At 63.4% G+C, this 26,796-nt stretch carries 24 protein-coding genes; 17 read left to right on the top strand and 7 right to left on the bottom strand.

Annotated elements, in window-relative coordinates; all coding sequences use genetic code 11:
- The first annotated feature begins 4 nt into the window (after nucleotides 1-4).
- Nucleotides 5-1,132 carry a molecular chaperone DnaJ gene (gene dnaJ, locus FYJ92_RS10025; RefSeq protein ID WP_185260608.1) on the top strand — a complete coding sequence of 376 codons (1,128 nt, stop codon included), beginning with the start codon at nucleotides 5-7 and terminating at the stop codon, nucleotides 1,130-1,132.
- 2 nt (nucleotides 1,133-1,134) lie between these two features.
- The gene (locus tag FYJ92_RS10020; RefSeq protein WP_185260607.1) at nucleotides 1,135-1,917 is read left to right on the top strand and encodes a 16S rRNA (uracil(1498)-N(3))-methyltransferase; all 783 of its coding nucleotides are present in this window, start codon (nucleotides 1,135-1,137) and stop codon (nucleotides 1,915-1,917) included.
- Nucleotides 1,918-1,926: 9 nt separating this feature from the next.
- Here the strand turns inward: FYJ92_RS10020 and FYJ92_RS10015 are convergent, their stop codons facing one another.
- Nucleotides 1,927-2,883, bottom strand: a complete 957-nt coding sequence (locus FYJ92_RS10015) for a GerMN domain-containing protein (protein ID WP_370525922.1) — start codon at nucleotides 2,881-2,883, stop codon at nucleotides 1,927-1,929.
- A gap of 376 nt (nucleotides 2,884-3,259) precedes the next feature.
- Here FYJ92_RS10015 and FYJ92_RS10010 point away from each other — a divergent pair, with 376 nt between their 5' ends.
- The 5 genes from FYJ92_RS10010 to FYJ92_RS09990 all read left to right on the top strand — a co-directional run bounded on the left by FYJ92_RS10010 (nucleotide 3,260) and on the right by FYJ92_RS09990 (nucleotide 8,776).
- A complete protein-coding gene (locus FYJ92_RS10010) occupies nucleotides 3,260-4,345 on the top strand; it encodes a PhoH family protein (protein ID WP_185260605.1) in 1,086 nt (361 codons plus the stop codon).
- Nucleotides 4,342-4,815: an rRNA maturation RNase YbeY gene (gene ybeY / locus FYJ92_RS10005; RefSeq protein ID WP_185260604.1), complete on the top strand. Its 474-nt coding sequence runs from the start codon at nucleotides 4,342-4,344 to the stop codon at nucleotides 4,813-4,815. Before FYJ92_RS10010 ends, ybeY begins: the two co-directional genes overlap by 4 nt.
- Nucleotides 4,812-6,143 carry a hemolysin family protein gene (locus FYJ92_RS10000; protein ID WP_185260603.1) on the top strand — a complete coding sequence of 444 codons (1,332 nt, stop codon included), beginning with the start codon at nucleotides 4,812-4,814 and terminating at the stop codon, nucleotides 6,141-6,143. The genes ybeY and FYJ92_RS10000 overlap by 4 nt, the downstream gene beginning before the upstream one ends.
- A complete protein-coding gene (gene era, locus FYJ92_RS09995) occupies nucleotides 6,127-7,101 on the top strand; it encodes a GTPase Era (RefSeq protein WP_185260602.1) in 975 nt (324 codons plus the stop codon). Before FYJ92_RS10000 ends, era begins: the two co-directional genes overlap by 17 nt.
- 100 nt (nucleotides 7,102-7,201) lie before the next feature.
- Nucleotides 7,202-8,776, top strand: coding sequence for an LCP family protein (locus FYJ92_RS09990; protein WP_185260601.1), 1,575 nt, complete (start codon nucleotides 7,202-7,204; stop codon nucleotides 8,774-8,776).
- Between the two features lie 69 nt (nucleotides 8,777-8,845).
- On the opposite strand, the gene FYJ92_RS09985 is transcribed toward FYJ92_RS09990, so the two are convergent.
- Nucleotides 8,846-10,798, bottom strand: a complete 1,953-nt coding sequence (locus tag FYJ92_RS09985) for a M13 family metallopeptidase (protein WP_255482012.1) — start codon at nucleotides 10,796-10,798, stop codon at nucleotides 8,846-8,848.
- Nucleotides 10,799-11,053: 255 nt separating this feature from the next.
- Here FYJ92_RS09985 and leuA point away from each other — a divergent pair, with 255 nt between their 5' ends.
- The 3 genes from leuA (at nucleotide 11,054) to FYJ92_RS09970 (ending at nucleotide 14,463) form a co-directional block, all read left to right on the top strand.
- Nucleotides 11,054-12,793 (top strand): 2-isopropylmalate synthase, encoded by a 1,740-nt coding sequence (leuA, locus tag FYJ92_RS09980; RefSeq protein ID WP_185260599.1) that lies wholly within the window; start codon nucleotides 11,054-11,056, stop codon nucleotides 12,791-12,793.
- An 84-nt stretch (nucleotides 12,794-12,877) separates the two neighbouring features.
- Nucleotides 12,878-13,630, top strand: a complete 753-nt coding sequence (gene recO, locus FYJ92_RS09975; RefSeq protein ID WP_185260598.1) for a DNA repair protein RecO — start codon at nucleotides 12,878-12,880, stop codon at nucleotides 13,628-13,630.
- Nucleotides 13,631-13,632: 2 nt separating this feature from the next.
- Nucleotides 13,633-14,463, top strand: a complete 831-nt coding sequence (locus tag FYJ92_RS09970) for an isoprenyl transferase (RefSeq protein WP_185260597.1) — start codon at nucleotides 13,633-13,635, stop codon at nucleotides 14,461-14,463.
- On the opposite strand, the gene FYJ92_RS09965 is transcribed toward FYJ92_RS09970, so the two are convergent.
- Entirely contained in the window at nucleotides 14,418-15,428 is a 1,011-nt protein-coding gene (locus FYJ92_RS09965; protein WP_185260596.1) for an alpha/beta hydrolase, read from the bottom strand. The two genes, FYJ92_RS09970 and FYJ92_RS09965, sit on opposite strands and share 46 nt — an antisense overlap.
- A gap of 75 nt (nucleotides 15,429-15,503) precedes the next feature.
- Here FYJ92_RS09965 and FYJ92_RS09960 point away from each other — a divergent pair, with 75 nt between their 5' ends.
- Entirely contained in the window at nucleotides 15,504-16,577 is a 1,074-nt protein-coding gene (locus tag FYJ92_RS09960) for a quinone-dependent dihydroorotate dehydrogenase (RefSeq protein WP_185260595.1), read from the top strand.
- 87 nt (nucleotides 16,578-16,664) lie between these two features.
- On the opposite strand, the gene FYJ92_RS09955 is transcribed toward FYJ92_RS09960, so the two are convergent.
- The gene (locus FYJ92_RS09955) at nucleotides 16,665-17,267 is read right to left on the bottom strand and encodes a DUF3043 domain-containing protein (protein ID WP_185260594.1); all 603 of its coding nucleotides are present in this window, start codon (nucleotides 17,265-17,267) and stop codon (nucleotides 16,665-16,667) included.
- A 54-nt stretch (nucleotides 17,268-17,321) separates the two neighbouring features.
- On the opposite strand from FYJ92_RS09955, the gene FYJ92_RS09950 reads away from it, so the two are divergent.
- From FYJ92_RS09950 to FYJ92_RS09930, 5 genes are all read left to right on the top strand, one after another.
- On the top strand, nucleotides 17,322-18,767 hold the full coding sequence (locus FYJ92_RS09950; protein WP_185260593.1) for a dipeptidase: 1,446 nt from the start codon (nucleotides 17,322-17,324) through the stop codon (nucleotides 18,765-18,767).
- Nucleotides 18,768-18,948: 181 nt separating this feature from the next.
- Nucleotides 18,949-19,338 (top strand): iron-sulfur cluster assembly accessory protein, encoded by a 390-nt coding sequence (locus FYJ92_RS09945; protein ID WP_056340087.1) that lies wholly within the window; start codon nucleotides 18,949-18,951, stop codon nucleotides 19,336-19,338.
- Between the two features lie 187 nt (nucleotides 19,339-19,525).
- Nucleotides 19,526-20,398: a cytochrome c oxidase subunit II gene (gene coxB / locus FYJ92_RS09940; protein WP_185260592.1), complete on the top strand. Its 873-nt coding sequence runs from the start codon at nucleotides 19,526-19,528 to the stop codon at nucleotides 20,396-20,398.
- A 10-nt stretch (nucleotides 20,399-20,408) separates the two neighbouring features.
- The gene (gene ctaD / locus FYJ92_RS09935) at nucleotides 20,409-22,136 is read left to right on the top strand and encodes a cytochrome c oxidase subunit I (protein WP_185260591.1); all 1,728 of its coding nucleotides are present in this window, start codon (nucleotides 20,409-20,411) and stop codon (nucleotides 22,134-22,136) included.
- Nucleotides 22,133-22,534: a cytochrome c oxidase subunit 4 gene (locus tag FYJ92_RS09930; RefSeq protein ID WP_185260590.1), complete on the top strand. Its 402-nt coding sequence runs from the start codon at nucleotides 22,133-22,135 to the stop codon at nucleotides 22,532-22,534. The genes ctaD and FYJ92_RS09930 overlap by 4 nt, the downstream gene beginning before the upstream one ends.
- Nucleotides 22,535-22,665: 131 nt before the next feature.
- Here FYJ92_RS09930 and FYJ92_RS09925 read toward each other — a convergent pair whose 3' ends face one another.
- Nucleotides 22,666-22,959 carry an HPr family phosphocarrier protein gene (locus FYJ92_RS09925; protein WP_185260589.1) on the bottom strand — a complete coding sequence of 98 codons (294 nt, stop codon included), beginning with the start codon at nucleotides 22,957-22,959 and terminating at the stop codon, nucleotides 22,666-22,668.
- Between the two features lie 186 nt (nucleotides 22,960-23,145).
- Between FYJ92_RS09925 and FYJ92_RS09920 the strand changes: the two genes are divergently transcribed.
- The gene (locus FYJ92_RS09920) at nucleotides 23,146-23,934 is read left to right on the top strand and encodes a GntR family transcriptional regulator (protein WP_185260588.1); all 789 of its coding nucleotides are present in this window, start codon (nucleotides 23,146-23,148) and stop codon (nucleotides 23,932-23,934) included.
- A gap of 93 nt (nucleotides 23,935-24,027) precedes the next feature.
- On the opposite strand, the gene FYJ92_RS09915 is transcribed toward FYJ92_RS09920, so the two are convergent.
- Together FYJ92_RS09915 and FYJ92_RS09910 are read right to left on the bottom strand one after the other, a co-directional pair.
- Nucleotides 24,028-25,701, bottom strand: coding sequence for a cytochrome bc complex cytochrome b subunit (locus FYJ92_RS09915; protein ID WP_185260587.1), 1,674 nt, complete (start codon nucleotides 25,699-25,701; stop codon nucleotides 24,028-24,030).
- Complete coding sequence (locus FYJ92_RS09910; RefSeq protein WP_185260586.1) at nucleotides 25,679-26,749, bottom strand: ubiquinol-cytochrome c reductase iron-sulfur subunit; 1,071 nt, start codon at nucleotides 26,747-26,749, stop codon at nucleotides 25,679-25,681. The genes FYJ92_RS09915 and FYJ92_RS09910 overlap by 23 nt, the downstream gene beginning before the upstream one ends.
- Between the last annotated feature and the right edge of the window lie 47 nt (nucleotides 26,750-26,796).

Genomic DNA, 26,796 nt, shown 5'->3' with positions numbered 1-26,796 from the left:
AACTTTGAGCAGCCACTACGACGTCCTCGGAGTCTCGCCGGAAGCCACCGGGGAAGAGATCAAGAAGGCCTACCGCAAGCTGGCCCGCACTCTTCACCCGGATGTAAACCCCGGGGAGGATGCTTCGGACCGCTTCAAGGCCGTGACCCACGCCTACGAGGTACTTTCGGACCCGCAGAAGCGACGGATCTATGACACCACCGGCAACGAGAACGGCACCGACAACGGGTTCGGCGGCGGCGGATACTCCGGCCAGGGCTTCGCGTTCCAGGATATCTTCGACACGTTCTTCGGCGCGGGCGGCTCCTCCGGCCCCGCGTCCCGGGTCCGCCGCGGCCAGGACGCACTGATCAGTGTCCGAATCGAACTGCGCGATGCCGTGTTCGGCGTCAACCGGAAACTCGAAGTGGACACCGCGGTCACCTGCCCCACCTGCAACGGGTCATGCTGCCGCGAAGGCAGCCACCCTGTCCGCTGCGATATCTGCGGCGGCAGCGGCCAGGTTCAGCGTGCCGTGCGCTCCATCCTGGGCCAGGTCATGACGGCGGCCCCGTGCGGCAGCTGCGATGGTTTCGGGACGGTCATCAAGGACCCTTGCAACGAATGCAGCGGACAGGGCCGCATTCGCAGCCGGCGGTCCCTCACCATCAAGGTGCCCGCCGGTGTTGCCACGGGCACGCGGATCCAGCTTTCCGGGCAAGGCGAAGCGGGCCCGGCCGGAGGACCATCCGGGGACCTCTATGTGGAACTGCGGGTCAACAACGACGCCACCTACGCCCGCGACGGCGACGACCTGCACGCGACACTTCACATTCCGATGACAGCCGCCGCCCTGGGCACCGAGCTGTCACTGGAAACCTTTGACGGACTGCAGGAGATCGACGTCAAGGCGGGCACGCAGTCAGGGGAGATCATCACGCTCCGCGGACTCGGCGTGACGCACCTGCGCGGTTACGGCCGCGGGGATCTGATGGTCCATCTGCAGGTTGAGACGCCAGCCAAGCTGGATGCGGCGCAGGAGGACCTCCTGCGGCAGCTGGCGAAGCTTCGGGGCGAGCAGTTCACGGAAGGCAAACTGGCAGCCAGCGGCGGCGTCTTTGCCAAGCTGCGGGACCGGTTCGGTAACCTGTAGCGGTGAGCAATCCCGTTTTCTTCAGCAGTGCCGGGGCGCTCGACGAGCTGGTGCCAGGTGCCCGATTTATCCTTCAAGGGCCGGAGGCACGCCACGCCGTGACCGTGAAACGGCTATCTCCTGGAGAGGCCGTGGACATTGCCGACGGCGCCGGAAAACGGCTGACGGGAACTGTTGTCTCGGCGTCGCCGGCAGAGCTTACCGTGGAATGCTCCGCCGTCGCCGTGGAGGACCGGCCCGACATCCGGCTGGTGCTGGTGCAGGCCCTCGCCAAGGGGGACCGCGACGAACTGGCCGTGGAAACGGCAACCGAACTCGGGATTGATGCCGTAATTCCCTGGCAGGCCGAGCGCTCAATCGTCCGCTGGAAGGGTGAGCGCGCGGCCAAGGCCCACGCAAAATGGCAGTCCGTGGTCACTGCCGCCGCCAAGCAGGCACGCCGCGCCTGGATCCCCGAGGTGCGCGCCGCCGTCGAAACGCCAGGCCTTGCGGCGGCAGTGGCGGCAGCGGATCTGGCCGTAATCCTGCACGAAGACGCGGTTCGGCCGCTCCGGTCCGTCCTGGAATTATGGCAGGGCGCCCAGGCTGACACCGGACCCCTGGAAATTCTGCTCATCGTTGGCCCGGAAGGCGGAATCAGTCCCCGCGAAGTCACCCGGCTTTGCGACGCCGGGGCCGTGACGGCCCTCTTGGGCCAGCACGTCCTCAGGTCATCCACGGCCGGACCGGCAGCTGTTGTCCTGGCGAGCGATGTACTGGGACGCTGGACAGCGCCAGTGTCCTGACGCGGCCTGCTACCGGATTTTGAAGTTCCGCGTATCCACATTCAGCTCCTGGCTGCTGCCGGCTGTCTCCACCTGCGAAACACGGAGCTCATAGTTCCCGGCGGACAGGCTCAGCGCAAGCGTGAACACTCCGGCCTGGGCCGCTTCGGCCGCTGCAGTGGTCTCCCCGGTGAGGTAGGGCGCCTTGTTCCCGTTCGCTTCGGCCCGCAGGATCTGCCAGCGGAGCTTGCCGCCAGGAACCGTGCTGCGGCCGGTGATCTTGACGCTTCCGCCTGCCAGGTCCGTCCCTTCCTGCGGATCGATGATCCAGACAGGCGCCACCATTCCGGCAGCCCGGGACATTGGGTCGCCAAGCTGGATGTGGTTGAAGGCAACGTAGTCGGTGTGGCTATCCACCAGGATCCTGACCTGGATCTGCTGGCCGGAATCGATCAGGCCGGAACTCGCAGCCGCCGCCGTAGCGGTAAAGACCAGCTGCTGGATGGCGCGGCCAGCCATGTCGGCGTCGAGATTGCTGTTAAAGGCATCTTCGGAGATGTCGACCGTGATGACGTTCTTGCCGGAGATGGACGAGGCAAGTTTCTCCGGATTCTGCCAGGGCGTGAAGAAATCCGGGTCCAGCGGCTTCTCCGACATCATGGCCCGGAGGGCACGTGTCACAGGATTCTCCTGCTCCGGCACGTCCCGGAACTCCCGGTACAGGAACACGTTGTTGTTGCTTCGGCCAATCCAGTAGACGGGTGCCTTGTTGGAAGACTGTGTGGTTTCCAAGGGCGCGCTGGTGGAGGGGCCCCCGGGTGAGCCGGTGGCAGCCTGGCTGGAGTTTGCCGTCGGGTTGGGCCCGGGGTTGGGGTCCGCGATGCAACCGGTGAGAAGGAGGAATGCTGGCAGTAGACCCAGGAGGCGTTGCGGACGGAAGCGCGGCTCGGCGCGTCTGGCAGTAAGGGGGGTCGCTGTTTGCGGCACTCTCGTGGCCTGTCCTTTCCCGGCTGTGAAATGGTGAGGCCTTGGCCCCGTGAGCCGGTCCCCGGACGGCTGTGATTTCCAGCATGGCATAACCGGTTCTGCCAAAAGGACCAGATCCCGGCTGCCGGTGCAACTGCAACGGGAACGATATGCGCCTGATATGAAGTTGATACCTAATGACGGCAACCGTCCCGCAGCACGCTGGTGACGGGTACCTTTCCCGGCGACCGCCGGGCGCTGCCGGGAGGTGCCTCCTGGCGTAAGATGGTAGGACTCCGCTGGCTCCTGCGTGCTCGGCAACAGCCCCGTCCACACAGCAGCCGGCGGCACTTTAAGTTTCGAACTGGAGGAGACCACAGGCCCGCGGGCCAGCACCATGACTGAATCAGCGAACGGAAAGCGCCGGCTCAATACTGACCGCGCCGCCGCAGAATTCCCCCATTCACTTCCTGGTGTCCGGACGGAGGTGGTTCTCTTTGACAACTCCGACCAGATGGTCCAATCGCTCGGCAGCCATGACGAGGCCTTGCGTTACATCGAAGAGCAGTTCCCGTCGGTGAACTTCCACGTCCGTGGAAACGAGCTGTCCATCAGCGGCCCTGCCAACGAAGTTCCGCGCATTATGCGGCTCCTGCATGAAGTGCGCGGCCTCGTGGCCCGCGGCACCGTCATCAGCCCCGCGGTGCTGCACCAGCTCGTTGCGCTGCTCCGCAGCCAGTCATTGCAGAACCCTGTGGATGTCCTCACTCATGACATCCTCTCCAGCCGGGGGAAGACCATCCGGCCCAAAACCCTGAACCAGAAGAACTACGTGGACGCAATTGACGCGAACACAGTGATTTTCGGGATTGGCCCTGCAGGCACGGGTAAGACGTACCTCGCGATGGCCAAGGCTGTTCAGGCCCTCCAGCAGAAGGAAGTCAGCCGCATTATCCTGACCAGGCCCGCAGTCGAGGCCGGCGAACGGCTGGGATTCCTGCCGGGCACCCTGAGCGACAAGATCGATCCCTACCTGCGCCCGCTGTACGACGCACTGCACGACATGATGGACCCTGAGTCCATCCCGCGGCTGATGGCGGCGGGAACCATCGAAGTGGCGCCGCTGGCCTACATGCGGGGGCGCACGCTCAATGACGCCTTCATCATTCTGGACGAAGCGCAGAACACCACACCGGAACAGATGAAGATGTTTCTGACGCGCTTGGGCTTCGGGTCCAAAATGGTGGTCACCGGCGACGTCACCCAGGTGGACCTTCCCTTTGGCACCCGGTCGGGCCTGCGGATCGTAGAGGAGATCCTGCAGGGAATCGAGGACGTGAACTTCACCGTCCTGGACTCCACTGACGTGGTCCGCCACCGTCTTGTGGGTGACATCGTGCGTGCCTACAGTCTCTGGGATGACGTCCAGCGGAGCAAAGTAAAACACTCGGTGAGCCGGGAAAAGCGGGGGGAAAACGCGTGAGCATTGAGGTTAACAACGAATCCGGCATCCAGGTTGACGAAGCCGAGCTCGTGGCACTGTCCCGGTACGTTTTCGAGCAGTTGTTTATCCACCCGCAGGCTGAACTCTCCATTCTCCTGGTGGATGAACCAGCCATGGAAAAGCTCCACATCGAACTGATGGACGAGCCCGGATCCACAGACGTGCTCTCGGTTCCCATGGACGAACTGACCCCCGGTACGCCGGACCGGCCCACTCCACAAGGGATGCTGGGTGACATTGCCGTGTGCCCCCAGGTGGCGCAGGTGCAGGCAGCCAACGCCGGGCATTCCCTGCAGGATGAGATGATGCTGCTGACCACCCACGGGATCCTCCACCTGCTCGGCTATGACCACGCAGAGCCCGAGGAAAAGGAAGAGATGTTCGGCCTCCAGCGCCAGCTGCTTTCCGGCTTCACCGGCAAAGAAGCACCCGCCGAGACCACGCAGTGACGCCCCTGCTCCTTGTCGGCATGGCCCTGGCCTTCCTCAGCACCGCAGCACTCCTGACCGCAGCCGAGGCCGCGTTCACGTTTCTTTCCCGGCATGACGCCGAAGACGCGCTGCTGAAAAGCCGCGGAAACGCCATGCAGCGCATCCTGGCCCAGCCGGTGGCCCACATCCGGGCGTTGAGGTTCTGGCGGGTCTGGTTCGAGATGGCTTCAGCCGTGGCGGTGGCTGTGCTGCTCCACAGCCTGCTGGACAACGTCTGGCTGGCCGGGCTTGCCGCAACCGGGATCATGGCCTTGCTCGGCTTCGTCATCGTGGGAGTTTCCCCGCGGCAGATCGGCAGGCTCCATTCGGCCGCGGTGGTCCGGTATACGGCATCGCTGATCAGGTTCCTGACCTGGGTCCTCGGTCCCATTCCCGGGTGGCTCGTGGCGCTGGGCAGTGCCGCCGCTCCCGGCGCCCCTGCCGGTGATGACGCGTTCTTCAGCGAACAGGAATTCCGCGAACTCGTGGACCGGGCCTCTGAATCGGACATGATCGAAGACACCGAAGCGGAAATGATCCAATCAGTCTTTGACTTCGGCGATACCCTGGTGCGCGCCGTAATGGTGCCCAGGACCGATATCCTCAGCATCGACGCCGGTTCCAGCCTCAGGCGGGCCATGTCGATGTTCCTGCGGTCGGGCTACTCTCGGATCCCCGTGATCCGAGACAATACGGACCAGATTCTCGGAATTGTCTACCTCAAGGACGTTGCGGCGACGCTTCATGAGCTGGGGCCCGACGACGAGCCGCCCCCGGTCGAAGCCTTGGCCCGCGGGGTGCGGTACGTCCCGGAGTCCAAGCCGGTGAGCGACCTCCTCCGGGAGCTGCAGAAGGAGTCAACCCACGTGGCCATCGTGATCGACGAATACGGTGGCACGGCCGGCCTTGTCACCCTCGAAGACCTCATCGAGGAAATCGTCGGCGAAATCGTGGACGAATATGACACGGAAAGCGCCGAGGCCGTGGCCCTGGGCAGTGGTTCGTACCGCGTGAGCGCCCGGATGAGCATCGATGACCTCGGAGAACTGTTCGACATAGAGCTCGACGACGACGAAGTTGACACCGTGGGCGGGCTGCTGGCCAAGGCCCTGGGCCGCGTTCCCATTGTGGGCAGCCGCGTGGAGGTGGATGGCATCTCACTGCTCGCCGAACGGCTCGAGGGCCGCCGCAACCGCGTCAGCCACATCATTGCCGCAGCAGCACCAAAGACAGACACTGACCTTGAAGACGTCCTCGACGAGGCGGAAGCAACCCAGCAGGGAGTTCCACGTGAGCAAGAAAAATAGTCGTCCGGCAAGCCCGGATTCAGCCGCAACAGAGTTCGGCGGATACAGGGCGGGCTTTGCGGTCCTCGTGGGGCGGCCGAACGCGGGCAAATCAACCCTGACGAACGCCCTGGTGGGCCAGAAGGTGGCGATCACTTCCGCCAAGCCGCAGACCACGCGGCACACCATCCGAGGGATCGTGCACCGCGATGACGCCCAGTTGATCCTGGTTGATACGCCTGGCCTGCACCGCCCCCGAACCCTGCTGGGAAAACGGTTGAACGAACTCGTCGCCGACACCCTCGCCGAGGTGGACGCGATCGGCTTCTGCCTTCCCGCCAACGAGAAGATCGGCCCGGGCGACAAGTACATCGCCGCACAGCTCGCCGCCATCGGCAACAAGCCGGTCATCGCGGTCGTCACCAAGGCGGACACCGTGGACCGGCAGGCGCTCACGGAGCAGTTGCTCGCCGTCGCTGCATTGGGCCGGGATGTCATCGGCGAGGACGGCTGGAAAGACATCGTGCCCGTTTCCGCCACCGACGGGTTCCAGGTCGACACCCTCGCAGACGTCCTGATCAGCCACATGCCAGCATCGCCGCCCCTGTATCCGGATGGCCACCTGACGGACGAACCGGAAGCTGTGATGATCGCGGAACTCATCCGGGAAGCGGCCCTCGAGGGCGTACGGGACGAACTGCCGCACTCACTGGCGGTCGTCGTTGATGAGATTGTTCCGCGTGAAGGCCGGCCCGAGGACAGGCCCTTCCTCGACGTCCGGGTCAACCTTTATGTGGAGCGTCCGTCGCAGAAGGCCATCATCATCGGCAAAGGCGGCGCACGGCTCCGCGAAGTCGGTACCACCGCCCGCAAGGGGATCGAGGCGCTGCTCGGCGCCCGAATCTACCTTGACCTGCATGTGAAGGTGGCAAAGGACTGGCAGCGTGACCCGAAGCAGCTGGTCAAGCTGGGCTTCTGACGCGGCCCTTACACCATGCCCCTGCCGGTCGTCGGGAAGTTCCCAGACTGGGCAACTAAAATAGGCCGGATTCAATTTTTTCAAGGAAGGTACACCACACATGGGGCGAGGCCGCGACAATCGCGAGTACGGAGCTGACGCGTCAGCCGGGACCGGTCCGGTCTCCCGCCACGCTGATGCCACCGCCGTCGGCGTCGCCCGGCATCTCGGCTCCCGCAGCCGGATGCGGGCGTGGCTGAAGGTGACTACCGCAGTGGTGACCGTCCTGGTGGTCGGCGGTCTTGGTTTTGCCGGGTATTGGTATTTTCGGCTTCAATCCAACATCACGACTGCGCCGCTGAACGCCGGCGGCACCGCGAACCCCGGGGCCGACAAATCGGAGCGGATGCAGATTCTGATCCTGGGCTCGGATACCAGGGACGGCGCAAACGCGGAGTACGGCTCTGCGGACGCCTCAACCGGTTACGGCAAGTCCGACGTCATGATGCTGATGGACGTATCGGCGGACAATAAGCGCGTCAGCGTCATCAGCTTCCCCCGGGACCTGCTGGTCGATATTCCGGAGTGCACCGACCAGAAGACCAAACGGACGTATCCTGCCCGCAGCGGTGCCATGATCAACGAGGCCATGAATGAAGCCGGCATCGGCTGCGCCGTAGACACGGTCAACAAACTGACTGGCCTGGAGATCGATCACTTCATGATGGCGGACTTTACCGCTGTGAAGGAACTCTCCAACACGGTGGGCGGCGTTGACGTGTGCATCAGTGACGCCGTCTACGATCCGGACTCCCGGCTGCGCCTGCCGAAGGGCACATCCTCGGTCAAGGGTGAAATGGCCCTTGCCTTCCTGCGGACCAGGCACGCCTTCGCCGATGGCGGCGATCTCGGCCGGATCAGGGCACAGCAGGGATTCCTGTCCTCCCTTACGCGCAAGATCAAGGACGACGGCACACTGTCCGACCCCTCTAAAATGCTGAACATCGCCGATGTTGTGACCAAGAACCTCACCGTGGATGAGGGGCTGGCCTCCGTGCCGTCGCTCGTGAGTATAGGTAGCCGGCTGAAGGACATCGACATCAGCAAGGTGGCGTTTGTGGCCGTGCCCAACACGCCGGCGGCCACGGATATCAACCGCCTGCAGATTGCGGAGCCCGCAGGGTCACAGCTGTTTGCGGCACTCCGCGAGGACGTGGACCTCACGGATCCAACTGCGCCCACCACTCCTACCCCGGCGCCGACAGAAACGACAGCCCTGCCCACAGAAACAGCCCCGGCTGTGCCCACGTATGACAAGGCGCTGCAGCCAGTCACCGTGGCCAACGGCAGCGGCATCCCGGGGCGCGCCCAGGAAATCGTGCAGGCCTTGATCACCGGCGGTTTCACCCAATCCGGGCCGCTACAAGCCGCACCTGTCGCGCAGAGCGTTGTCTACTATGGTACTGAATTCGCCGACGTCGCAGCCGATGTGGCTGCGCTGCTCGGGATCCCGGCCGCCCAGGTCCAGCTGGCACCCCGCGTCGCCGGAGTCCAGGTCTACCTTGGAACTGACTTCACTGCCGGGGCAACCTACGGCGCCAGCGCGGGCGCCGCCCTGCCCGAGGACATCGTCAACCAGACGGCCGGCGATACTGTGTGCCAGCAGGCCAACCCGGTGCTGATCGTCCAGGACTGACGGCAGAACCCAGTAGACACCGGAGGCGGGGCCAGGAGGCCCCGCCTCCCGGTGTCTCTGCCGGGATGATTACCAGATGCTGACGCGGGCTTCCTGAGGCATCCACATGCCGTCCTGCCCGGTCACGCCAAAGGCCTCGTGGAAGGCGTCGAGGTTCTTGGCAATGGCGTTGGTCCTGAACTCGTTGGGGGAGTGGGGATCCGTGGCGAGCCTCCTGATGGCCTCTTCAGACCGGATCACCTGCCGCCAGCCGGCCGCCCAGGACGCGAAGAACCGCTGCTGCCCCGTCAGTCCGTCCAGCACCTCGGGTTCCCTGCCATCGAGGCTGAGGAGATAAGCCTTGTAGGCGATGGTCAGGCCACCGAGGTCGCCGATGTTTTCCCCGAGCGTCAGCTTGCCGTTGACGTTGTGCCCTGGCGCGGCATACGGCGACAACGCGTCGAACTGTGCCACGAGCTTCGCCGTGAGCTCCTCAAAGGCCGTCCTGTCATCCTCGGTCCACCAGTTCCGCAGCGCGCCGCCGCCGTCGAACTGCGACCCCTGGTCATCAAAACCGTGGCCAATCTCGTGGCCGATCACCGCTCCGATGCCGCCGTAGTTGACGGCGTCATCGGCGTCGGCCGTGAAGAACGGTGGCTGCAGGATGGCCGCCGGGAACACGATCTCGTTGAGCATCGGGTGGTAGTACGCGTTCACCGTCTGCGGTGTCATAAGCCACTTGTTGAGGTCCACCGGTTTGCCCACCTCATCCAAGTGGCGGTTGACGTCGGCGTTGTGGGCCCGCTCGACGTTGCCCAGAAGGTCCGCGGGGTCGATCTCCACAGCGGAGTAATCGATCCACTTGTCGGGGTAGCCGATCTTGGCGCGGAAGGCCTCCAGTTTCCGCAGCGCCTCAGCCTTGGTTTCCGCACCCATCCACGCAAGGCCGGTGATGGACTGCCGGTAGGCCTCGATCAGGTTGGACACCAAGGTCTGCATGCGGGCTTTGTGAGATTCGGGGAAGTGCTTCGAGACGTAAATCTGCCCGACGGCCTCACCGAGCGCCGCTTCCACGACGGCGACGGCCCGCTTCCAGCGGTCCTTGTTCCGGGGGGTGCCGCTGATGGTTGTTCCGTAGAAGGAGAAGTTGGCATCAACGAACTCGGCGGACAGATAGGGCGCCGCGCCGTTGACGACGCGCAGGGCGAGCCACTCCTGCCACACAGGGAGCGGTTCGGACTCCAGCAGGCCAGCGGCCCCGCTGAAGAAGTCCGGAGTGCTCACGACGATTTCGCTGCTTTTGTCGGGGTCGATCCCGGCAGCTTCGAACCAGGTATTTAGCAGCGGGAACAGCGTGGCTGCTTCCTCGGCGGATTTAAGGTTGTAGGTCTTCTGCGGGTCGCGCAGGGTGACGTTGTCCCAGTGATGGGAAGCAAGTTTGGTTTCGAGCGCAACGACGCGCGCGGCCGCCGTCTCCGGATCGGCCACCCCTGCCAGGGTGAACATGGTCCGGACATGCTCGCCATAGGCCTTGACCATCGGGGCGAACTTTTCTTCCCGGTAGTAGGACTCGTCCGGCAGTCCGAGGCCGCCCTGGCCGGTATAGAGCAGGATGCGGTCCGGGTTGCCCGCGTCCGGAGCCGGGTAAATGTAGAAGAGCCCGGAAACGTCTGACCGGAACAGGCGCCCGGCCAGGGCTACAAGGTCGGCAACGGTGGTGGTGGCGAACACGTCGGCAAGGCGACCGCGGATCGGCTCCATTCCCTTGGCCTCCACGGTGGCTTCATCCATAAAGCTGTTGTAGAGCTCGCCGACCTTCCGTTCAATCCCGCTGGCGGCCTCGCCTTTGGCGGCTGCTTCCTCGATGATGTCCCGGACCGCGATTTCCGCTCCGTCGCGCAGTGCGGTGAATGTTCCCTCGAGGGGCCGGTCATCCGGAATTTCCGTGGCCTTGAGCCAGGACCCGTTCACGTGCTGGTACAGGTCGTCCTGCGGCCTGACGGTGTGGTCAATGTTGGACAGATCGATCCCCGAGATGGGCACAAGAGCTCCTTCGTGTGACGAGCCGCGGCCGTCGGTTGCACCGGCGCGGCGTCTGCATTGTGGACGGTGCTGGAGGTGTTGCTCCTTCATCTTACGCACCCGTGTTACTGTGAAATGGTGCGCGCAGAACTGCTCCTTCTTAGCTGCCGCGGCGAGGCCTCAGACGCGATCTAGCGCAAGGCCCATCCTCGTCGCGGAGTTTGTGTTGCCCGGCCACCCTTTCAGATTTGAACCACAGAAAAGGCCCCGATAGTAATGCGAAACGCACAGAAGCCCTCCGGAATGCCCGTCCACCGCTACGCGCCGTTCCAGGATCTGATCACCGTTGAACTGCCTGACCGCACGTGGCCGGACAAGGTCATCAAGAAGGCCCCGCGCTGGTGCGCCGTGGACCTGCGTGACGGCAACCAGGCGCTGATCGACCCGATGAGCCCCGCCCGCAAGATGAAGATGTTCGATCTGCTGGTCCGCATGGGCTACAAGGAAATTGAAGTCGGCTTCCCGTCTGCTTCGCAGACCGATTTCGACTTTGTCCGTCAGCTCATCGTCGGAAACCACATCCCGGACGACGTCACCATCCAGGTCCTCACCCAGGCACGCGAGCACCTGATCGAACGGACCTATGAGTCCTTGGTTGGCGCGAAGCAGGCCATCGTCCACCTGTACAACTCAACGTCCGTCCTGCAGCGCCGAGTGGTGTTCAACCAGGATCAGGACGGCATTCTGGACATCGCGCTCCAGGGCGCCCGGCTGTGCAAGAAGTACGAGGAAACCCTCGTGGACACGCACATCACCTATGAATACTCGCCGGAGTCGTTCACCGGAACCGAACTGGACTACGCCGTCCGGGTCTGCAACGCCATCGCCGACGTCTTCGAAGCATCCGCCGACAGCCAGGTCATCATCAACCTGCCCGCCACGGTGGAAATGGCCACTCCGAACGTTTACGCCGATTCCATCGAATGGATGAGCCGGAACCTGCACCCGCGCGAAGGCATCATCCTGTCCCTGCACCCGCACAATGACCGGGGCACCGGCGTGGCCGCCGCCGAGCTGGGGTACCTGGCCGGCGCGGATCGGATCGAGGGCTGCCTGTTCGGCAACGGCGAGCGGACCGGCAACGTGGACCTCGTCACCCTGGGCCTGAACATGTTCGTGCAGGGTATCGATCCCATGATCGACTTCTCCGACATCGACGAGATCCGGCGCACGGTGGAGTACTGCAACCAGCTCCCCGTCGCAGAGCGTTCCCCCTACGGCGGCGACCTCGTGTTTACCGCATTCTCAGGCTCGCACCAGGACGCCATCAAGAAGGGCTTCGAGGCGCTGGAGAAGGACGCCGCAGCCGCCGGCAAGGACGTCGCGGACTTCACCTGGCAAGTCCCGTACCTGCCCGTTGACCCCAAGGACCTGGGCCGCAGCTACGAGGCCGTCATCCGGGTCAACTCGCAGTCCGGCAAGGGTGGCGTGGCCTACCTGCTCAAGAACGAACACAGCCTGGACCTGCCGCGCCGCGCCCAGATGGAATTTTCGGGCGTCATCCAGAAGAAGACCGATACCGTGGGCGGCGAAGTCAGCGGCGCCCAGTTATGGCAGCATTTCCAGGACGAGTACCTGCCCTCCAGCGAAACGGACGGCCAGTGGGGCCGCTACTCGCTCGGTTCCGTCAGCACCGAAACCGATGACGACGGCGGGATGACCCTGCACGCCTCGCTCACTGTTGACGGTGTCCAGGCCCGACGGACGGGCACCGGAAACGGGCCCATTGCGGCGCTGTTGAGCATCCTGCGCGAGGACGGCGTGGATGTCCGGGTGCTGGACTACAGCGAGCATGCCCTTTCGGAAGGCGGCAGCGCCATGGCCGCAGCCTACGTCGAGTGCGCCGTGGGGGAGCGGGTCCTGTGGGGTGTCGGCATTGATGCCAACACCAGCATGTCCTCGCTCAAGGCCGTCATTTCCGCAGTCAACCGGGCCATCCGGGATTCCCGCGCCTGATTCGGAATGCGTTGCGCGCCGGGAATACCGGCGCGCAACGCGCCGGCATCGCCGGCTTTCCGGAACTCAGTGCGAAGATTAACCGTGGTCCAACAATCCTTTGCTGCCCGGTCTTACCGGGATGACGCCGTGGTGCTTCGTACCCACAAGCTGGGCGAGGCCGACCGCATCATCACCCTGCTGACCAAGCACCACGGTCAAATCCGCGCCGTCGCCAAGGGAGTACGGCGGACCAGCAGCAAGTTTGGGGCGCGGCTGGAGCCCTTCATGGTTGCAGACCTGCAACTGGTCTCCGGAAAGACACTGGACATCGTCACCCAGGCGGTTGCCAAGGGCGCCTACGGCAGCAACATCGCCGCAGACTATGGCCGCTACACCGTTGCCGCTGCCATGACCGAAACTGCGGAGAAACTGACGGATGTCGACGGCGAAGCCGGCACCGCCCAGTACAACCTGCTGGTGGGTGCGCTGGCATCGCTGAGCCGGGCCGAACATGCGCCCGGACTGATCCTCGATTCCTATCTCCTGCGCGCTCTTGCCACCGGCGGCTGGGCGCCGAGTTTCACTAACTGCGCCCGCTGCGGCCGGCCCGGCCCCCATACGGCGTTTTCAGCTCCGCTCGGCGGCATGGTCTGCGCCGACTGCAGGCCACCGGGTTCGCCTGCGCCGGCGGCAGAGACCGTCGTACTGCTGGGTGCCTTGCTGACGGGGGACTGGACGACGACGGACGGTTCGCAGGTGCCGCACCGCCGGGAGGCTGCGGGGCTGGTGGCCGTATACCTGCAATGGCACCTTGAGCGTGTCCTGAAATCCCTCAAACATGTGGAGCGTGGCTGACAGTGGCCCTGGGAAAAAAGAAAAGTCCTTCGCGGCAACGGACCACCCCTGTGGTGGCACCGTATCCGCACCCTTCAGGCGCGGTTGCCCCGGCGATCCCCGCCGAATTCGTCCCCCGCCATGTGGCTATTGTGATGGACGGAAACGGCCGTTGGGCCAACCAGCGGGGCCTGCCGCGGATCGAGGGTCACAAGGCGGGCGAGCCTGCCCTCCTGGATGTCGTGGCGGGCGCCATCGAGTTGGGCATCGAGTTCGTGAGCGTCTATGCATTCTCCACCGAAAACTGGCGCCGCTCACCTGAAGAGGTCCGCTTCCTGATGGGTTTTAACAAGGACGTGCTACGAAGGCAGCGAAACCAGCTGGACGAGTGGGGTGTCCGCGTGCGGTGGTCCGGCCGGCGTCCCAGGCTGTGGGGCTCGGTGATCCGCGAACTCGAAGAGGCCGAGGAATTTACCGCGGGCAACAGCACCTGCACGTTGACAATGTGTGTTAATTACGGCGGCCGGGCGGAAATCACAGACGCAGTATCGGCAATTGCCGCCGAGGTTGCCGCAGGCCGGCTCAAGCCCGGTGCCATCACCGAGAAAACCATCCAGAAGTTCCTCGACGAGCCGGACCTGCCGGACGTGGACCTTTTCCTGCGGAGCTCGGGGGAGCAGCGGCTCTCCAACTTCCTGCTGTGGCAGTCGGCCTACGCGGAGTTCGTCTTTATGGACACGCTGTGGCCCGACGTCGACCGGCGGACCCTGTGGGACGCCGTCGAAATCTACGCCCAGCGGGACCGTCGCTACGGCGGCGCCGTCGACGCCGCACCGGGTTCAGCCGTACCGTAACCCCGGAGCCAGCGGGCGAGCCGCGCATAGGCGTCTGCCCGCACTTTGGCAGGGGAGAGGAAGACGTCGTGGAGCGCGCCGTCGATCCGTTCCACCGTGACGCTGCGCCCCAGTGTCAGGGCGCGGAGGGCGATGATGTTGACGTCCAGTACCGCGTCGGTGCGCCGCATTTCCTCGGACCAGAACGGCCCGGTGGCGCTTCCCCGGGACAGCAGCACCAGGATGGGTATGTCGATGTCCAGGCCACGGGCCACCTTGGTGTGGCCGGCCAGGATGGCGCTGAGCCAGCCCGCGCGGAGCGGAAATGCCATGGGCGGACGGAACCTGTCGTCAAGCGGCCACTCGCCGTCGGCTGAACTGCTGATGGTCCGCCAATAGAACCCCCGCTCGGGCAGCCGCAGGACAGCCTCCGGCCGGAACCGCGCCACGGGTCCCACCATCGTGGACGCAGCACGGCGGACCAGCGAGCTGCCGTGCATCTCCAGCCAGGGACTGTTTAACACCAGCTGGGAGGCCGCTCCGGGGTGGTTGCTGACCCAGAGGGCGGCCACCAGGCCGCCGGTGGAGTGGCCCATCAGCGTGAGGGAGGCCTTGGCTTCCAGTTCCGGCCTGTGCGTGTCGGCCCGAATGATGGCGATGGCCGCTTCGATCTCGGTGTCATAGTCCGCCAGGTTCGCCACGTAGCCGCCCGGCGTTTCCGGGCGCAGGCTGCGGCCGTGGTTATGCATGTCGAGGGCGTAGAACTCGTAGCCGCTGTGTGTCCAAAACTGCGCCAGGTCCACATTGAAGAAGTAGTCGCTCCAACCATGGAGGAACAGCACTGTCCGGCGCCGGCGGGTGGCTGCCGGTTCCTTCGCCGGACGGAAGCGCACCAGCGTGGCGGTGCGCTGGACGCCGTCTTCGCCCCCGGCCTCGAAGGTGCAGGCTTCGAAGCCAGCACCGAGGATATCTGGCTGCCACCTCATGGCTTTATGCTAGCCGGAGCCGCATGTATGGCGGCCCGGTTTGGTCTGGACCGTCCGAGACGGAAAACTAGAGCCATGCGCGTATATCCGACATTCTTCAGGCTGGCCTTTTCGTGGATGGACGCGGAACGCGCCCACAAGATCGGATTCAAGGGAATCAAACTTGCCCATACTTCCGGCGCAGGAAGGCTGCTGCACCGGTTCACGGCGCCTGCGGCCTCCTTGCAGACTTCTGCCTTTGGGCTGATCTTCCCGTCCCCGTTCGGCCTCGCAGCCGGGTTCGACAAGGAGGGATTCGGCATCGAGGCCCTCGCCGAACTTGGTTTTGGCCATGTAGAAGTAGGAACCATCACCGGGCAGGCGCAGCCGGGCAACGAGAAGCCGCGCCTTTTCAGGCTCATCGAGGACCGGGCTGTTATTAACCGGATGGGGTTCAACAACGATGGCGCTGCCGCCGTCGAACCGCGCCTCAAAGCGGCACGCGCGGCGCTGCAGCGCCGGCATCCCACCGTGCGCCCCGTGATCGGGGTGAACATTGGCAAGAGCAAAGTTGTGGAACTCGACGACGCCGTGGCCGATTACCTGATCAGTGCAAGGAGCCTGGCGCCGGCCGCAGACTATCTGGTGGTCAACGTCAGCTCACCGAACACGCCCGGGCTGCGTCTCCTGCAGGATGTCCAGACGCTCCGTCCGCTGCTGACCGCCGTGGGGCACGAGGCGGACAAGGCGGCTGGCCGGCACGTCCCGCTGCTGGTGAAGATTGCACCGGACCTGAGCGATGAGGACATCGACGACGTCGCCAAGCTGGCCCTGGACCTCAAGCTGGACGGCATTATTGCCACGAATACGACGATCGGGCGTGAGGGGCTGGCGTCTCCGGCTGCGAAAGTGGAGGAATGTGGTGCCGGGGGCCTATCCGGGGCACCGCTGAAGCAGCGTTCCTTGGAAGTCCTTCGCCGCCTCAAGGAGGCCACCGGGGGTGCAATCACGCTGGTGGCCGTCGGCGGCGTCGAGACGGCCAAAGACGTCCAGGACCGCCTGGATGCCGGCGCCACGCTGGTCCAGGGCTACACGGCCTTCCTGTACGAGGGGCCCTTCTGGGCGTCCCGGATCAACCGCGGCCTGGCGAAAGCTCGGCGCAACAGCTGATTAAGCAACAAAACCCCGGCAGCCTGACTGCCGGGGTTTTGCTGTCTAAGAAGAAATGCGCTGCCGGCGCTTGGTCCGGCATGCATATCAGGACGGGTATTGCCCGCGCTTCACAAGCGGTTTGGGCAGGCGCAGTTTGCGGAACTGCAGGGAGCGCATGGAGCCATACCAGACCGTGCCACGCTCAACCTCGCCGAACTTCTCGGTTAGCTTCTTGCGGAGTTGCCGGGACAGAATGAACACATCCACAAAGACGGCCAGGAACATGACCCAGAAACCGCCCAGGACATAAACCATCTGCTCGCTCGAAGCCGGCACGATCAGGGAAATGATGACAAATACGAGGGCACCGAACATCAGGTATTCGCCCAGGCTGAAGCGCGCATCCACGTAGTCGCGGGCATAACGCTTCTGCGGTCCCTTGTCGCGCAAGGGCAGGAATTTCTCATCACCTGTATCGAGCGCCTGGCGCATTTTGGTCCGCTGGTCCTGGATGGCCTGGCGCTCAACGGCCTTGGACGCCTTGCGGTCCTCCGGCACCAGGGGCCGTTTGCGGGCGGCCTCCTGGGCTTTGCGCTTGGGCGTGGGCGCACCCTTGCCCAACGCGGCATCCTGCCGGGCTGCCGCTTCAGCGGCCTGCTGGTCTATTGATTGCTGCGCCGTTGGCGCTTCCTTTTTACGTCCGAACACGTGAACAGAATACCTTGCGGCCCAAGGAGATTCGGCGCGGGTATTGTGTTCGCCATGACTCCCACTCCAGCAGCCAACCCGTCCGACGCCAACACCCCCGGCTCCGGTCACCCTGCACGGACCATCGACTCGGACCAACTCAGGCTATCCGTCGCAGTTTCCTTCGATACCACCCTCGACCGGCTCAAGGAACTTGTGGCCATTCCCGGCATCGCCTGGCCGAGTTTCGATCCCGCCCCCTTGGAAGCCAGCGCGCAGGCCGTAGCGGAACTTTTGCGCACCGCCGGCGTGGAGGATGTCCAGGTCCTGCGCAGTAGCAAGGACGACGGCACTCCCGGCGGTCCTGCCGTCGTCGCACGTCGCCAGGCGGCAGAAGGGAAGCCGACCATCCTGCTGTACGCCCACCACGATGTCCAGCCGCCCGGAGACCGGGCGCTGTGGGAAACAGAGCCTTTTGCCGCCGTCGAACGGGACGGCAGGCTGTACGGACGCGGCGCTGCTGACGACAAGGCCGGGATCATGGCCCATGTGGCCGCCTATGCCGCAGCGACCGAAGTGCTGGGCGCGGAATTCGGGCTTGGTGTGACGTTTTTCTTCGAAGGGGAGGAGGAAGCTGGTTCTCCCACCTTCCGTTCGTTCCTGGAAACGCACCGGGAACTGCTGAAGGCCGATGTGATCGTGGTGGCCGACTCCAGCAACTGGAAGGTGGGCATTCCCGCCCTTACCACCAGCCTGCGCGGCCTTGTGGACGGAACCATTGAAGTTCAGGTGCTGGATCATGCTGTCCACTCGGGCATGTTCGGCGGCCCCGTACTGGATGCGCCAACCCTGCTGTCCCGTTTGATTGCCACCCTGCACGATGCAGACGGCAACGTGGCGATCGAAGGCCTCGTATCGAATGACAACGTCGGCGTGGAGCTCACCGAAGCGGAGTACCGTGCCGATTCCTCCGTTCTCGATGGCGTCCGGCTCGCAGGCACAGGCAGCATCGCCGCCCGGCTGTGGACCAAGCCCGCGCTGTCCATCATCGGCTTCGATGCTCCCGCCGTGGACGTGGCCTCAAATACGCTCCTGCCGCGGGCGCGTGCCAAGTTCAGCCTGCGCCTGGCGCCCCGCCAGGATCCGGCGGCAGCGATGGAAGCCGTTCAAGCCCACGTCCAGGCCAATGCACCCTTTGGGGCAAAGGTGGTGTTCACTCCGGGAGAAAGCGGAAAGTCGTTCCTCGCTGATACATCCTCAAAGGCGGCGAAGTTCGCAATGTGGGCGCTGGGGGAGGCCTGGGGTGTTCCGGCGGTGGAGACTGGAATCGGCGGGTCAATTCCGTTTATCGCGGACCTGATGGACGTTTATCCGGAAGTCCAGATCCTCGTGACCGGTGTCGAGGATCCCGATTCCCGCGCCCACAGTGCCAACGAGTCCCTCCACATTGGTGATTTCCAGAACGCCGTGGTGGCCGAGGCGCTGCTGCTCGCCCGGCTGAACACAGAAGGCCTGGCCTGATCCGGGGCCCCTGATGCCGGCATTCCTTCACCATTGGGAACAATCAGCGGACCGGCTTGGTTACGTCAGGAGTTAGAGCTACAGGGCTGACCGAAGTAGCATGTAGCTATAGCCCGTACCGTATCCGTAGGGGCAGGCACCGCTGACGCGGGGCCGCCAGGACCGTCCTAAGGTAGGCCAAATGAGCACTGCAACCAACGAGAACATCACCGAGACCACCAGCGCTGCCAGCGATGAACTGGCCGCACATGAGGTCAAACTGACCGACGTCGCAGCAGGCAAGGTGCGCAGCCTCCTGGAGCAGGAAGGCCGGACCGATCTCCGCCTCCGCGTTGCCGTCCAGCCCGGCGGCTGCTCCGGCCTCATTTACCAGCTTTACTTCGACGAGCGCCTCCTCGATGGAGATGCCGTCCGCGACTATGACGGCGTCGAAGTTGTGGTGGACAAGATGAGCGTGCCGTACCTCAGTGGAGCCAGCATCGACTTCGAGGACACAATCTCCAAGCAGGGCTTCACCATCGACAACCCCAATGCCGGTGGCTCCTGCGCCTGTGGTGATTCGTTCCACTGACCCGGTTATTTCGCCCGATGCCGGCGCCTGCATTCCGTCCGCCGAAAACGGCACGGAGGCACGGCGCCGACATGTGGGCGAAACGCCCGGCAGAGCGGTAAGCTCTACACCGAGTAGTAAAACTTTTAGTGTGCCCGGACGGCCCCTTGGGTGGCCGGGCAACAGCAACAAGTAGGAAGGGCCGTCTGTGAGTTCGCAGAACCGAACCGGCAGCCGACGCAAAACGATCACTACGATCTCAGGCTTGGCAGTTGCCGGCGCGTTGGTTTTGACTGGATGTTCGCCAGAGGTAGAGAAGGGGTGGCTGCCCACCGAGCGTGGCACCACCAATCACACTGACCGGATCATGGACCTCTGGGTCAACTCATGGATTGCAGCCCTCGTTGTGGGCATCATCACGTGGGGCTTGATCGTTTGGTGCCTTGTCGCCTACCGCCGCCGCAAGGGCACCACGGGTTTCCCGCGGCAGACCAGCTTTAATCTTCCGCTGGAGGTCTTTTACCTGACCATCCCGCTGTTCATGGTCCTGGTGTTCTTCTACTTCACCGACCGCGACCAGCAGGCCATCGATGACCGCTCCAAGCCGGCCGACGTCGTTGTTGATGTCCGCGGCAAGCAGTGGGCCTGGGACTTCAACTACAAGTCCGGGGACGTCGTCACCGAGGATGTCTACGAGGCTGGAGTTCAGGCACACCTGACTGGTAACACCATCAATAAGGAAGCGCTGCCGACGCTTTACCTGCCGGTTGGAAAGTCAGTTGACCTCGAACTGAACTCGCGCGATGTCATCCACTCTTTCTGGGTTCCCGCCTTCCTCCAGAAGCGCGACATGATCCCCGGCAAGACCAACTACATCAGGTTCACGCCCACTAAAGAGGGAACCTACGACGGCAAGTGCGCCGAGCTCTGTGGTGAGTACCACTCCGAAATGCTGTTCCGCGTCAAGGTTGTCTCCGAAGCCGAATTCCAGGCTCACCTGGACAAGCTCAAGGCAGACGGCAACACGGGACTCCTCGGCGAAGAGTATGACCGCAACCCGAACCTGAACGAAATTAAGTAAGGGGAGCGACGTGGCAACTTATACCCAGACCGCACCTGCCGGAACCCTAGAGGCTCCCGTAGTTCCTAAGTCCAAGGGACGCATCGTCGTCAACTGGATCACCTCCACGGACCACAAGACCATCGGGTACATGTACCTGATCGCGTCGTTTGTGTTCTTCTGCCTCGGTGGCGTCATGGCTCTGCTCATCCGGGCCGAGCTGTTCGAACCTGGCATGCAGATCCTGCAGACTAAGGAGCAGTACAACCAGCTGTTCACGATGCACGGCACCGTCATGCTGCTGATGTTCGCGACGCCGCTGTTCGCCGGCTTCACCAACGTCATCATGCCGCTGCAGATCGGTGCCCCCGATGTCGCGTTCCCGCGGCTGAACGCCCTGGCCTTCTGGTTCTTCCTCTTCGGCTCCACCATCGCGGTGTCCGGCTTCATCACCCCCCAGGGTGCGGCGTCGTTCGGCTGGTTCGCGTACGCGCCGCTGTCCAACACCACGTTCAGCCCAGGCATCGGCGGTGACCTGTGGGTCTTCGGCCTGGCGCTGTCCGGCTTCGGCACCATCCTGGGTGCCGTCAACTTCATCACCACCATCATCTGCATGCGCGCTCCGGGCATGACCATGTGGCGGATGCCCATCTTCACCTGGAACGCCCTGGTGACATCCATCCTCGTGCTGATGGCCTTCCCGCCGCTGGCTGCCGCATTGTTCGCGCTCGGCGCCGACCGCCGCTTCGGTGCACACATCTTCGATCCGGAGAACGGCGGCGCGGTGCTGTGGCAGCACCTCTTCTGGTTCTTCGGACACCCCGAGGTGTACATCATCGCGCTGCCGTTCTTCGGCATTGTGTCCGAGATCTTCCCGGTCTTCAGCCGTAAGCCGATCTTCGGCTACAAGGGCCTGGTCTACGCGACCATCGCCATTGCAGCCCTGTCCGTGACCGTGTGGGCCCACCACATGTACGTGACCGGCTCGGTCCTGCTGCCGTTCTTCGCTTTCATGACCATGCTGATCGCGGTCCCCACCGGCGTGAAGTTCTTCAACTGGATCGGCACCATGTGGCGGGGGTCCATTACATTCGAGACCCCCATGCTGTGGAGCATCGGCTTCCTCATCACCTTCCTCTTCGGCGGCCTGACCGGCATCATCCTGGCGTCGCCGCCGCTGGACTTCCACGTGTCTGACTCCTACTTTGTGGTGGCGCACTTCCACTACGTGGTCTTCGGCACGGTGGTGTTCGCGATGTTCGCAGGCTTCTACTTCTGGTGGCCAAAATTCACCGGCAAGATGCTCAACGAGCGCCTCGGAAAGATCCACTTCTGGATGCTGTTCCTTGGCTTCCACGGCACGTTCCTCATCCAGCACTGGCTCGGGGTTATGGGCATGCCCCGCCGCTACGCCGACTACCTGGTGGAGGACAACTTCGCCTGGATGAACCAGTTCTCCACCATCGGCTCCTTCCTGCTCGGCGCCTCAATGATTCCGTTCTTCTGGAACGTTTACATCACGTCACGGAGCTCCGAACGCGTTGAGGTTGATGACCCGTGGGGCTTCGGAGCGTCGCTTGAGTGGGCTACCTCTTGCCCGCCGCCGCGCCACAACTTCACCTCGCTGCCCCGGATCCGTTCAGAGCGTCCAGCCCTGGACCTCCACCACCCGGAGCTCTCGCAGGTACATACCGTTGAATCGCCTGCAGCCGCAGCAGCGGTGCTCGGTAACGCCGACCAGAAGGACACCGCCAAGTGAAAATCGAATCATGGATATTTGGAGCCGGAGTCTTCTTCTTCGTACCGGTTTCCCTGGTCTACGGTTTCCTGACCAACTGGAGTGAATGGGTCGGAACCCTCGGGATTCTCCTGGTGGGAGGACTCTCCGGAATGATCGGCGGCTACCTTGGCTTCACCGGCAAGCGCATCGGGATGCGTCCCGAGGACCGCAACGATGCCGAGATCCACGAGGGCGCCGGTGAACAAGGCCACTTCAGCCCCTGGAGCTGGTGGCCGCTGGTTCTGGGTCTCGCGTGTGCGGGCGGATTCCTGGGCCTCGCCGTCGGTTGGTGGATCCTGTTCATCGCGGCCGGCCTCGCAGTCGTAGCCCTTGTGGGGTGGGTCTTCGAGTACAGCCGTGGGGACCACGCCCACTAGAAGCCGCTGGACTTCAGCAGATATTTGCAAAACTTACGACGTCGGGCCCTACTTTCTGGTGGGGCCCGACGTCGTCCTTGTTCCTTAGCTTTTGACGCGGGGAGTCACAGGCCAATGCCCCCTGGGAGCGACTACCTGGCGCCCTGTGACTCCAGAAGCTCAGCCAGCATACGGAGGGCCGCCTCTGCGTCGCGGTGAGTGACAGGGCCGCTGAGGGCACTGTCGGGAACTGAAAGTTCTACTTCGCAGCCGAACGGGAAATCGGCAGTCATCACTTCCAGCAGGGAACGGGCGTCGACACCCTGGATACCGGCCTTGCGGATGCTGACAGGAAGTCCTGTTTCGGTCACTGCCCTAACGAACACCGCAGCGGGACGGGCATGCAAGCCGACTGACGCTGACACTATGGCCTTATGCACTGGCAAGGGTTCTCCCATTTCCTGACGGCCCCCAAACTTTCATCGCTGAATTTCCTGTCCAAATATATCCGGCTGGATGGCCTCGCGACCAAACCGATGAGAGCGGATGATCCGGCGCTGGAAGTGGTCTAGTCCAGCAGTGCTGATTGCCTTAAGCTTGGATAGTGAAAACTGAAGCTAGGGCCTACCTCCGTGGCTAATGCCCGCGGCGTTGCCGGTGAGATAGACCGCGGCAGCGGGATTGCCATCTACATCCAACTCAGGGAGATCCTTCGGGCCTACATCGGCGATTCCTGTCCGCCCGGATCCGCTCTGCCCTCGGAACGTGACCTTGCACTGCGGTTCGGTCTGGCCCGGATGACAGTTCGGCAGGCCATCGATGCCCTAGTAGGCGAGGAAGTCCTCGAACGGGTCGTCGGCCTTGGCACGTTCGTACGGAAGCCCAAACTCGACCTTCAGGTAAAACTCACCTCGTACAGCGAGGAGATGCAACGCCGCGGCATGATTCCGGCCGCTAAAGTCCTGAGCTTTGAACAGATAGGCGCCAGTGCCTTCCTGGCCCGTGAGCTGCAGGTCGAGGAGGGGACGCCACTTGTCCGTTTCCGTCGGCTGCTGCTGGCGGACGGAGAGCCCATGAGCGTGGACGAGAACTTCATCCCGGCGCAGCGAGTCCCGGGACTCCTCGACGGCGAGCCCCCAACCTCGCTCTACAACGTGCTCAGTGAGCAGTTCGGCCTCGTCATGGAGTGGGGAGAAGACATGATCGAAGCGACGGCTGCATCGCCTTCGACGGCACGCTTGCTCAATGTTGACGTCGGCGCCCCCTTGCTGAAAATCCAGAGGCACGCCTTTGTTGCCCGGGCGATGGTTGACTACTCGGTTTCGTATTACCGTGCCGACCGCTACAAGCTATGGGTACCGCTCCAGCGGCCAGGTGCGAGGCCTGCCCGCAACCAATCGCTGGGCTACCGAAACCACTAGTAGCCGGCCGGCCATAGCCAACAGCGGCGGCCGCCAGTAACGGGAAAGGCCCGGTCCAAATGGACCGGGCCTTTCCCGTTACTGCTATGAGTGTTAGTGGCTGAGGCTCTTGGTTTCCTCGCCAGCCTCGACCGCAGGGGCGTGGTGGCCGTGGGCGGCCTCCAGCTCTGCAGGCGTGGCCGGTGCCACACGGTCTTCAAAGAACCACTTGGACAGGAAAGCGCGCTGCTTTTCCTTGCGCGTCACAATGCCGTGGTCGTTGGGGACCGCCGGCAGCGGCGAGGGCGATTCGAAGCCAACGAGCTTGTAGCGCTTGTACTCGTCCAGGGGCGCATGCACTTCGATGAATTCACCATGCGGAAGACGGACAATACGTCCTGTTTCCCGGCCGTGGAGCGCGATCTCGCGGTCCTTGCGCTGGAGTGCGAGGGCTACCCGCTTTGCAACCACAAACGCGATGACCGGGCCGACGAAGAACAAGGCGCGGAGCCAGTACGTCACATCGTTCAGGGACACGTGGAAGTGTGTTGCGATGAGGTCCGAACCAGCAGCTGCCCACATCACGCAGTACCAGACGAAGCCGGCGACCCCGATGGCGGTGCGGGTGGGGGCGTTCCGCGGACGGTCCAGGACATGGTGCTCGCGGGTGTCCTTGGTGATCCAGCTTTCGATCCACGGGTACATGAACATCACAGTGAACAGAATGCCCGCAGGCACCAAGGCGGGCAGCAGGACGTTGAACGTGAACACGTGGCCGAACCAGACCTGCTCGACATGCCAGTCGCCGAAGGTGCCCGGCATCAGGCGCAGGGCGCCGTCAACAAATCCGATGTACCAGTCAGGTTGTGTACCGGCCGACACCGGTGAGGGGTCATACGGGCCGTAGTTCCAGATCGGGTTGATCGTGAAGAAGGCCGCCATGAGGGCAATGACACCGAAGACAATGAAGAAGAAGCCGCCAGCCTTGGCTGCATACACAGGGCCGAGCGGGTAGCCAACAACGTTACCGTCATTGCGGCCCGGACCGGGGTACTGGGTGTGCTTGTGCACAACCACCATAAAGAGGTGCAGGACGATCATCAACAGGATCAGCGCCGGCACAAGCAGGATGTGCAGCATGTAGAGGCGGCCAATAACAGCCGTTCCCGGGAACTCTCCGCCGAAGAAGAAGAAGGAAATGTACGTCCCGACAACCGGGATTGCCTTCATAACACCGTCGATGATCCGCAGGCCGTTGCCGGAGAGCAGGTCATCGGGGAGGGAGTAGCCAGTAAAGCCGGCTGCCATGGCGAGGATCAGCAGGACGCTGCCGACAACCCAGTTCATTTCACGCGGTTTGCGGAAAGCACCCGTGAAGAAAACACGCAGCATGTGCACGGCGATCGAGGCAACGAAGAGCAGTGCGGCCCAGTGGTGGACCTGGCGCATAAACAGACCGCCACGGATGTCGAAGGAAATGTCCAGCGAGGAACTGTACGCCACGGACATCTCGACGTTTTTCAACGGCAGGTATGAACCGTCGTAGTGGGTCTCCGCCATGGACGGGTCAAAGAAGAACGTCAGGAAGGTGCCCGAAAGCAGGAGGATGACGAAGGAATAAAGGGCCACTTCACCGAACATGAATGACCAGTGATCGGGAAATACCTTGCGTCCGAATTCGCGCAGGATTCCTGATCCGCCAACTCGCGCGTCAACAAAATCAGTGATGCGTCCGGCTTTAGTCTTGGCGACGAAGGCGGGGGCTTCAGCTCTCGATGCTGCGCTCATGCTCATCACGCTCCCAGTAACTCGGTCCTACAGGTTCATTGAAGTCGCTGGTTGCGACCAGGTAGCCCTCGGCGTCCACTGCGATCGGCAGTTGCGGGAGGGGCCGGCTGGCCGGGCCAAAGATCACTTTGCACTCGTTCGTGAGGTCAAAGGTGGACTGGTGGCACGGGCACAGCAAGTGGTGCGTCTGCTGCTCATACAGGGCAACGGGGCAACCGACGTGGGTGCAGATCTTGGAGTACGCAACGATTCCGTTGTAGCTCCAGTCTTCGCGGCCCTCGGAGGGGTTCAGCGACGCGGGGTCCAGACGCATCAGCAGGACGACTGCCTTGGCCTTTTCGTTGAGCTTGCCTTCATGCAGCTCGTTCAGGCCCTCGGGAATTACGTGGAAAGCCGAGCCGATGGTGACGTCAGAGGCCTTGATAGGTGTGCCGTCGGGGTCGCGGGTGAGGCGCTTGAGCTTGCCCTCCTGCGGCGCCCACATGGTGTGGGCCAGCGCCCGGTCGGGGCGGGGGCCAAGGTCACCAAAAACCGCAATTGCGGGAAGTGGGGCCAGGGCCATAGCACCGAGCAGCGTGTTGCGGATGAGCGGGCGGCGCTTAATGCCGGTCTCTTCAACGATGTCATCCACGATCCGGACGGCCGCCAGGCGGTCTTCTTCGGTGCGGATGGGATGGCGTTCTTCGGAGACTTCATGGTCCGGCATGAGGGCCTTGGCCCAGTGCACAATGCCGGTGCCGATGCCGAGCATCGCAAAAGCGGTGCCAACGCCCAGCAAAGCGTTCTGCAGCCGGATAGTGGCGATGCTTGTTCCTTCGCCCAAGTCGATGGCGAAGTACGCCACCAGGAAGATCAGGGTGCCGACGACTGACGCGCCGAAAAGTACGGCGACCTGCCGTTCTGCACGCTTTGCGGCCTTCGGGTCCGTGTCGGCCAGGCGCAAACGGTGCGGGGGAATTCCAGGATCCTGGAACTTCTCCACCTCATTCTGACCAGCCGTAGCTACGGTGCCCGAGTGGTTCGGACTGCCGTCACTATGGTTGCCCATAATTCGCCTCATCCTTCTCTCGTCCCGGCGTCCGCCGGGTTAGTTTT

Source organism: Pseudarthrobacter sp. NBSH8 (assembly GCF_014217545.1).
In the GTDB taxonomy this organism is placed as follows: Bacteria; Actinomycetota; Actinomycetes; order Actinomycetales; family Micrococcaceae; genus Arthrobacter.
Note: the sequence above shows the minus strand (reverse complement) of the source record. Positions and strands in the feature narration are given on the sequence as shown.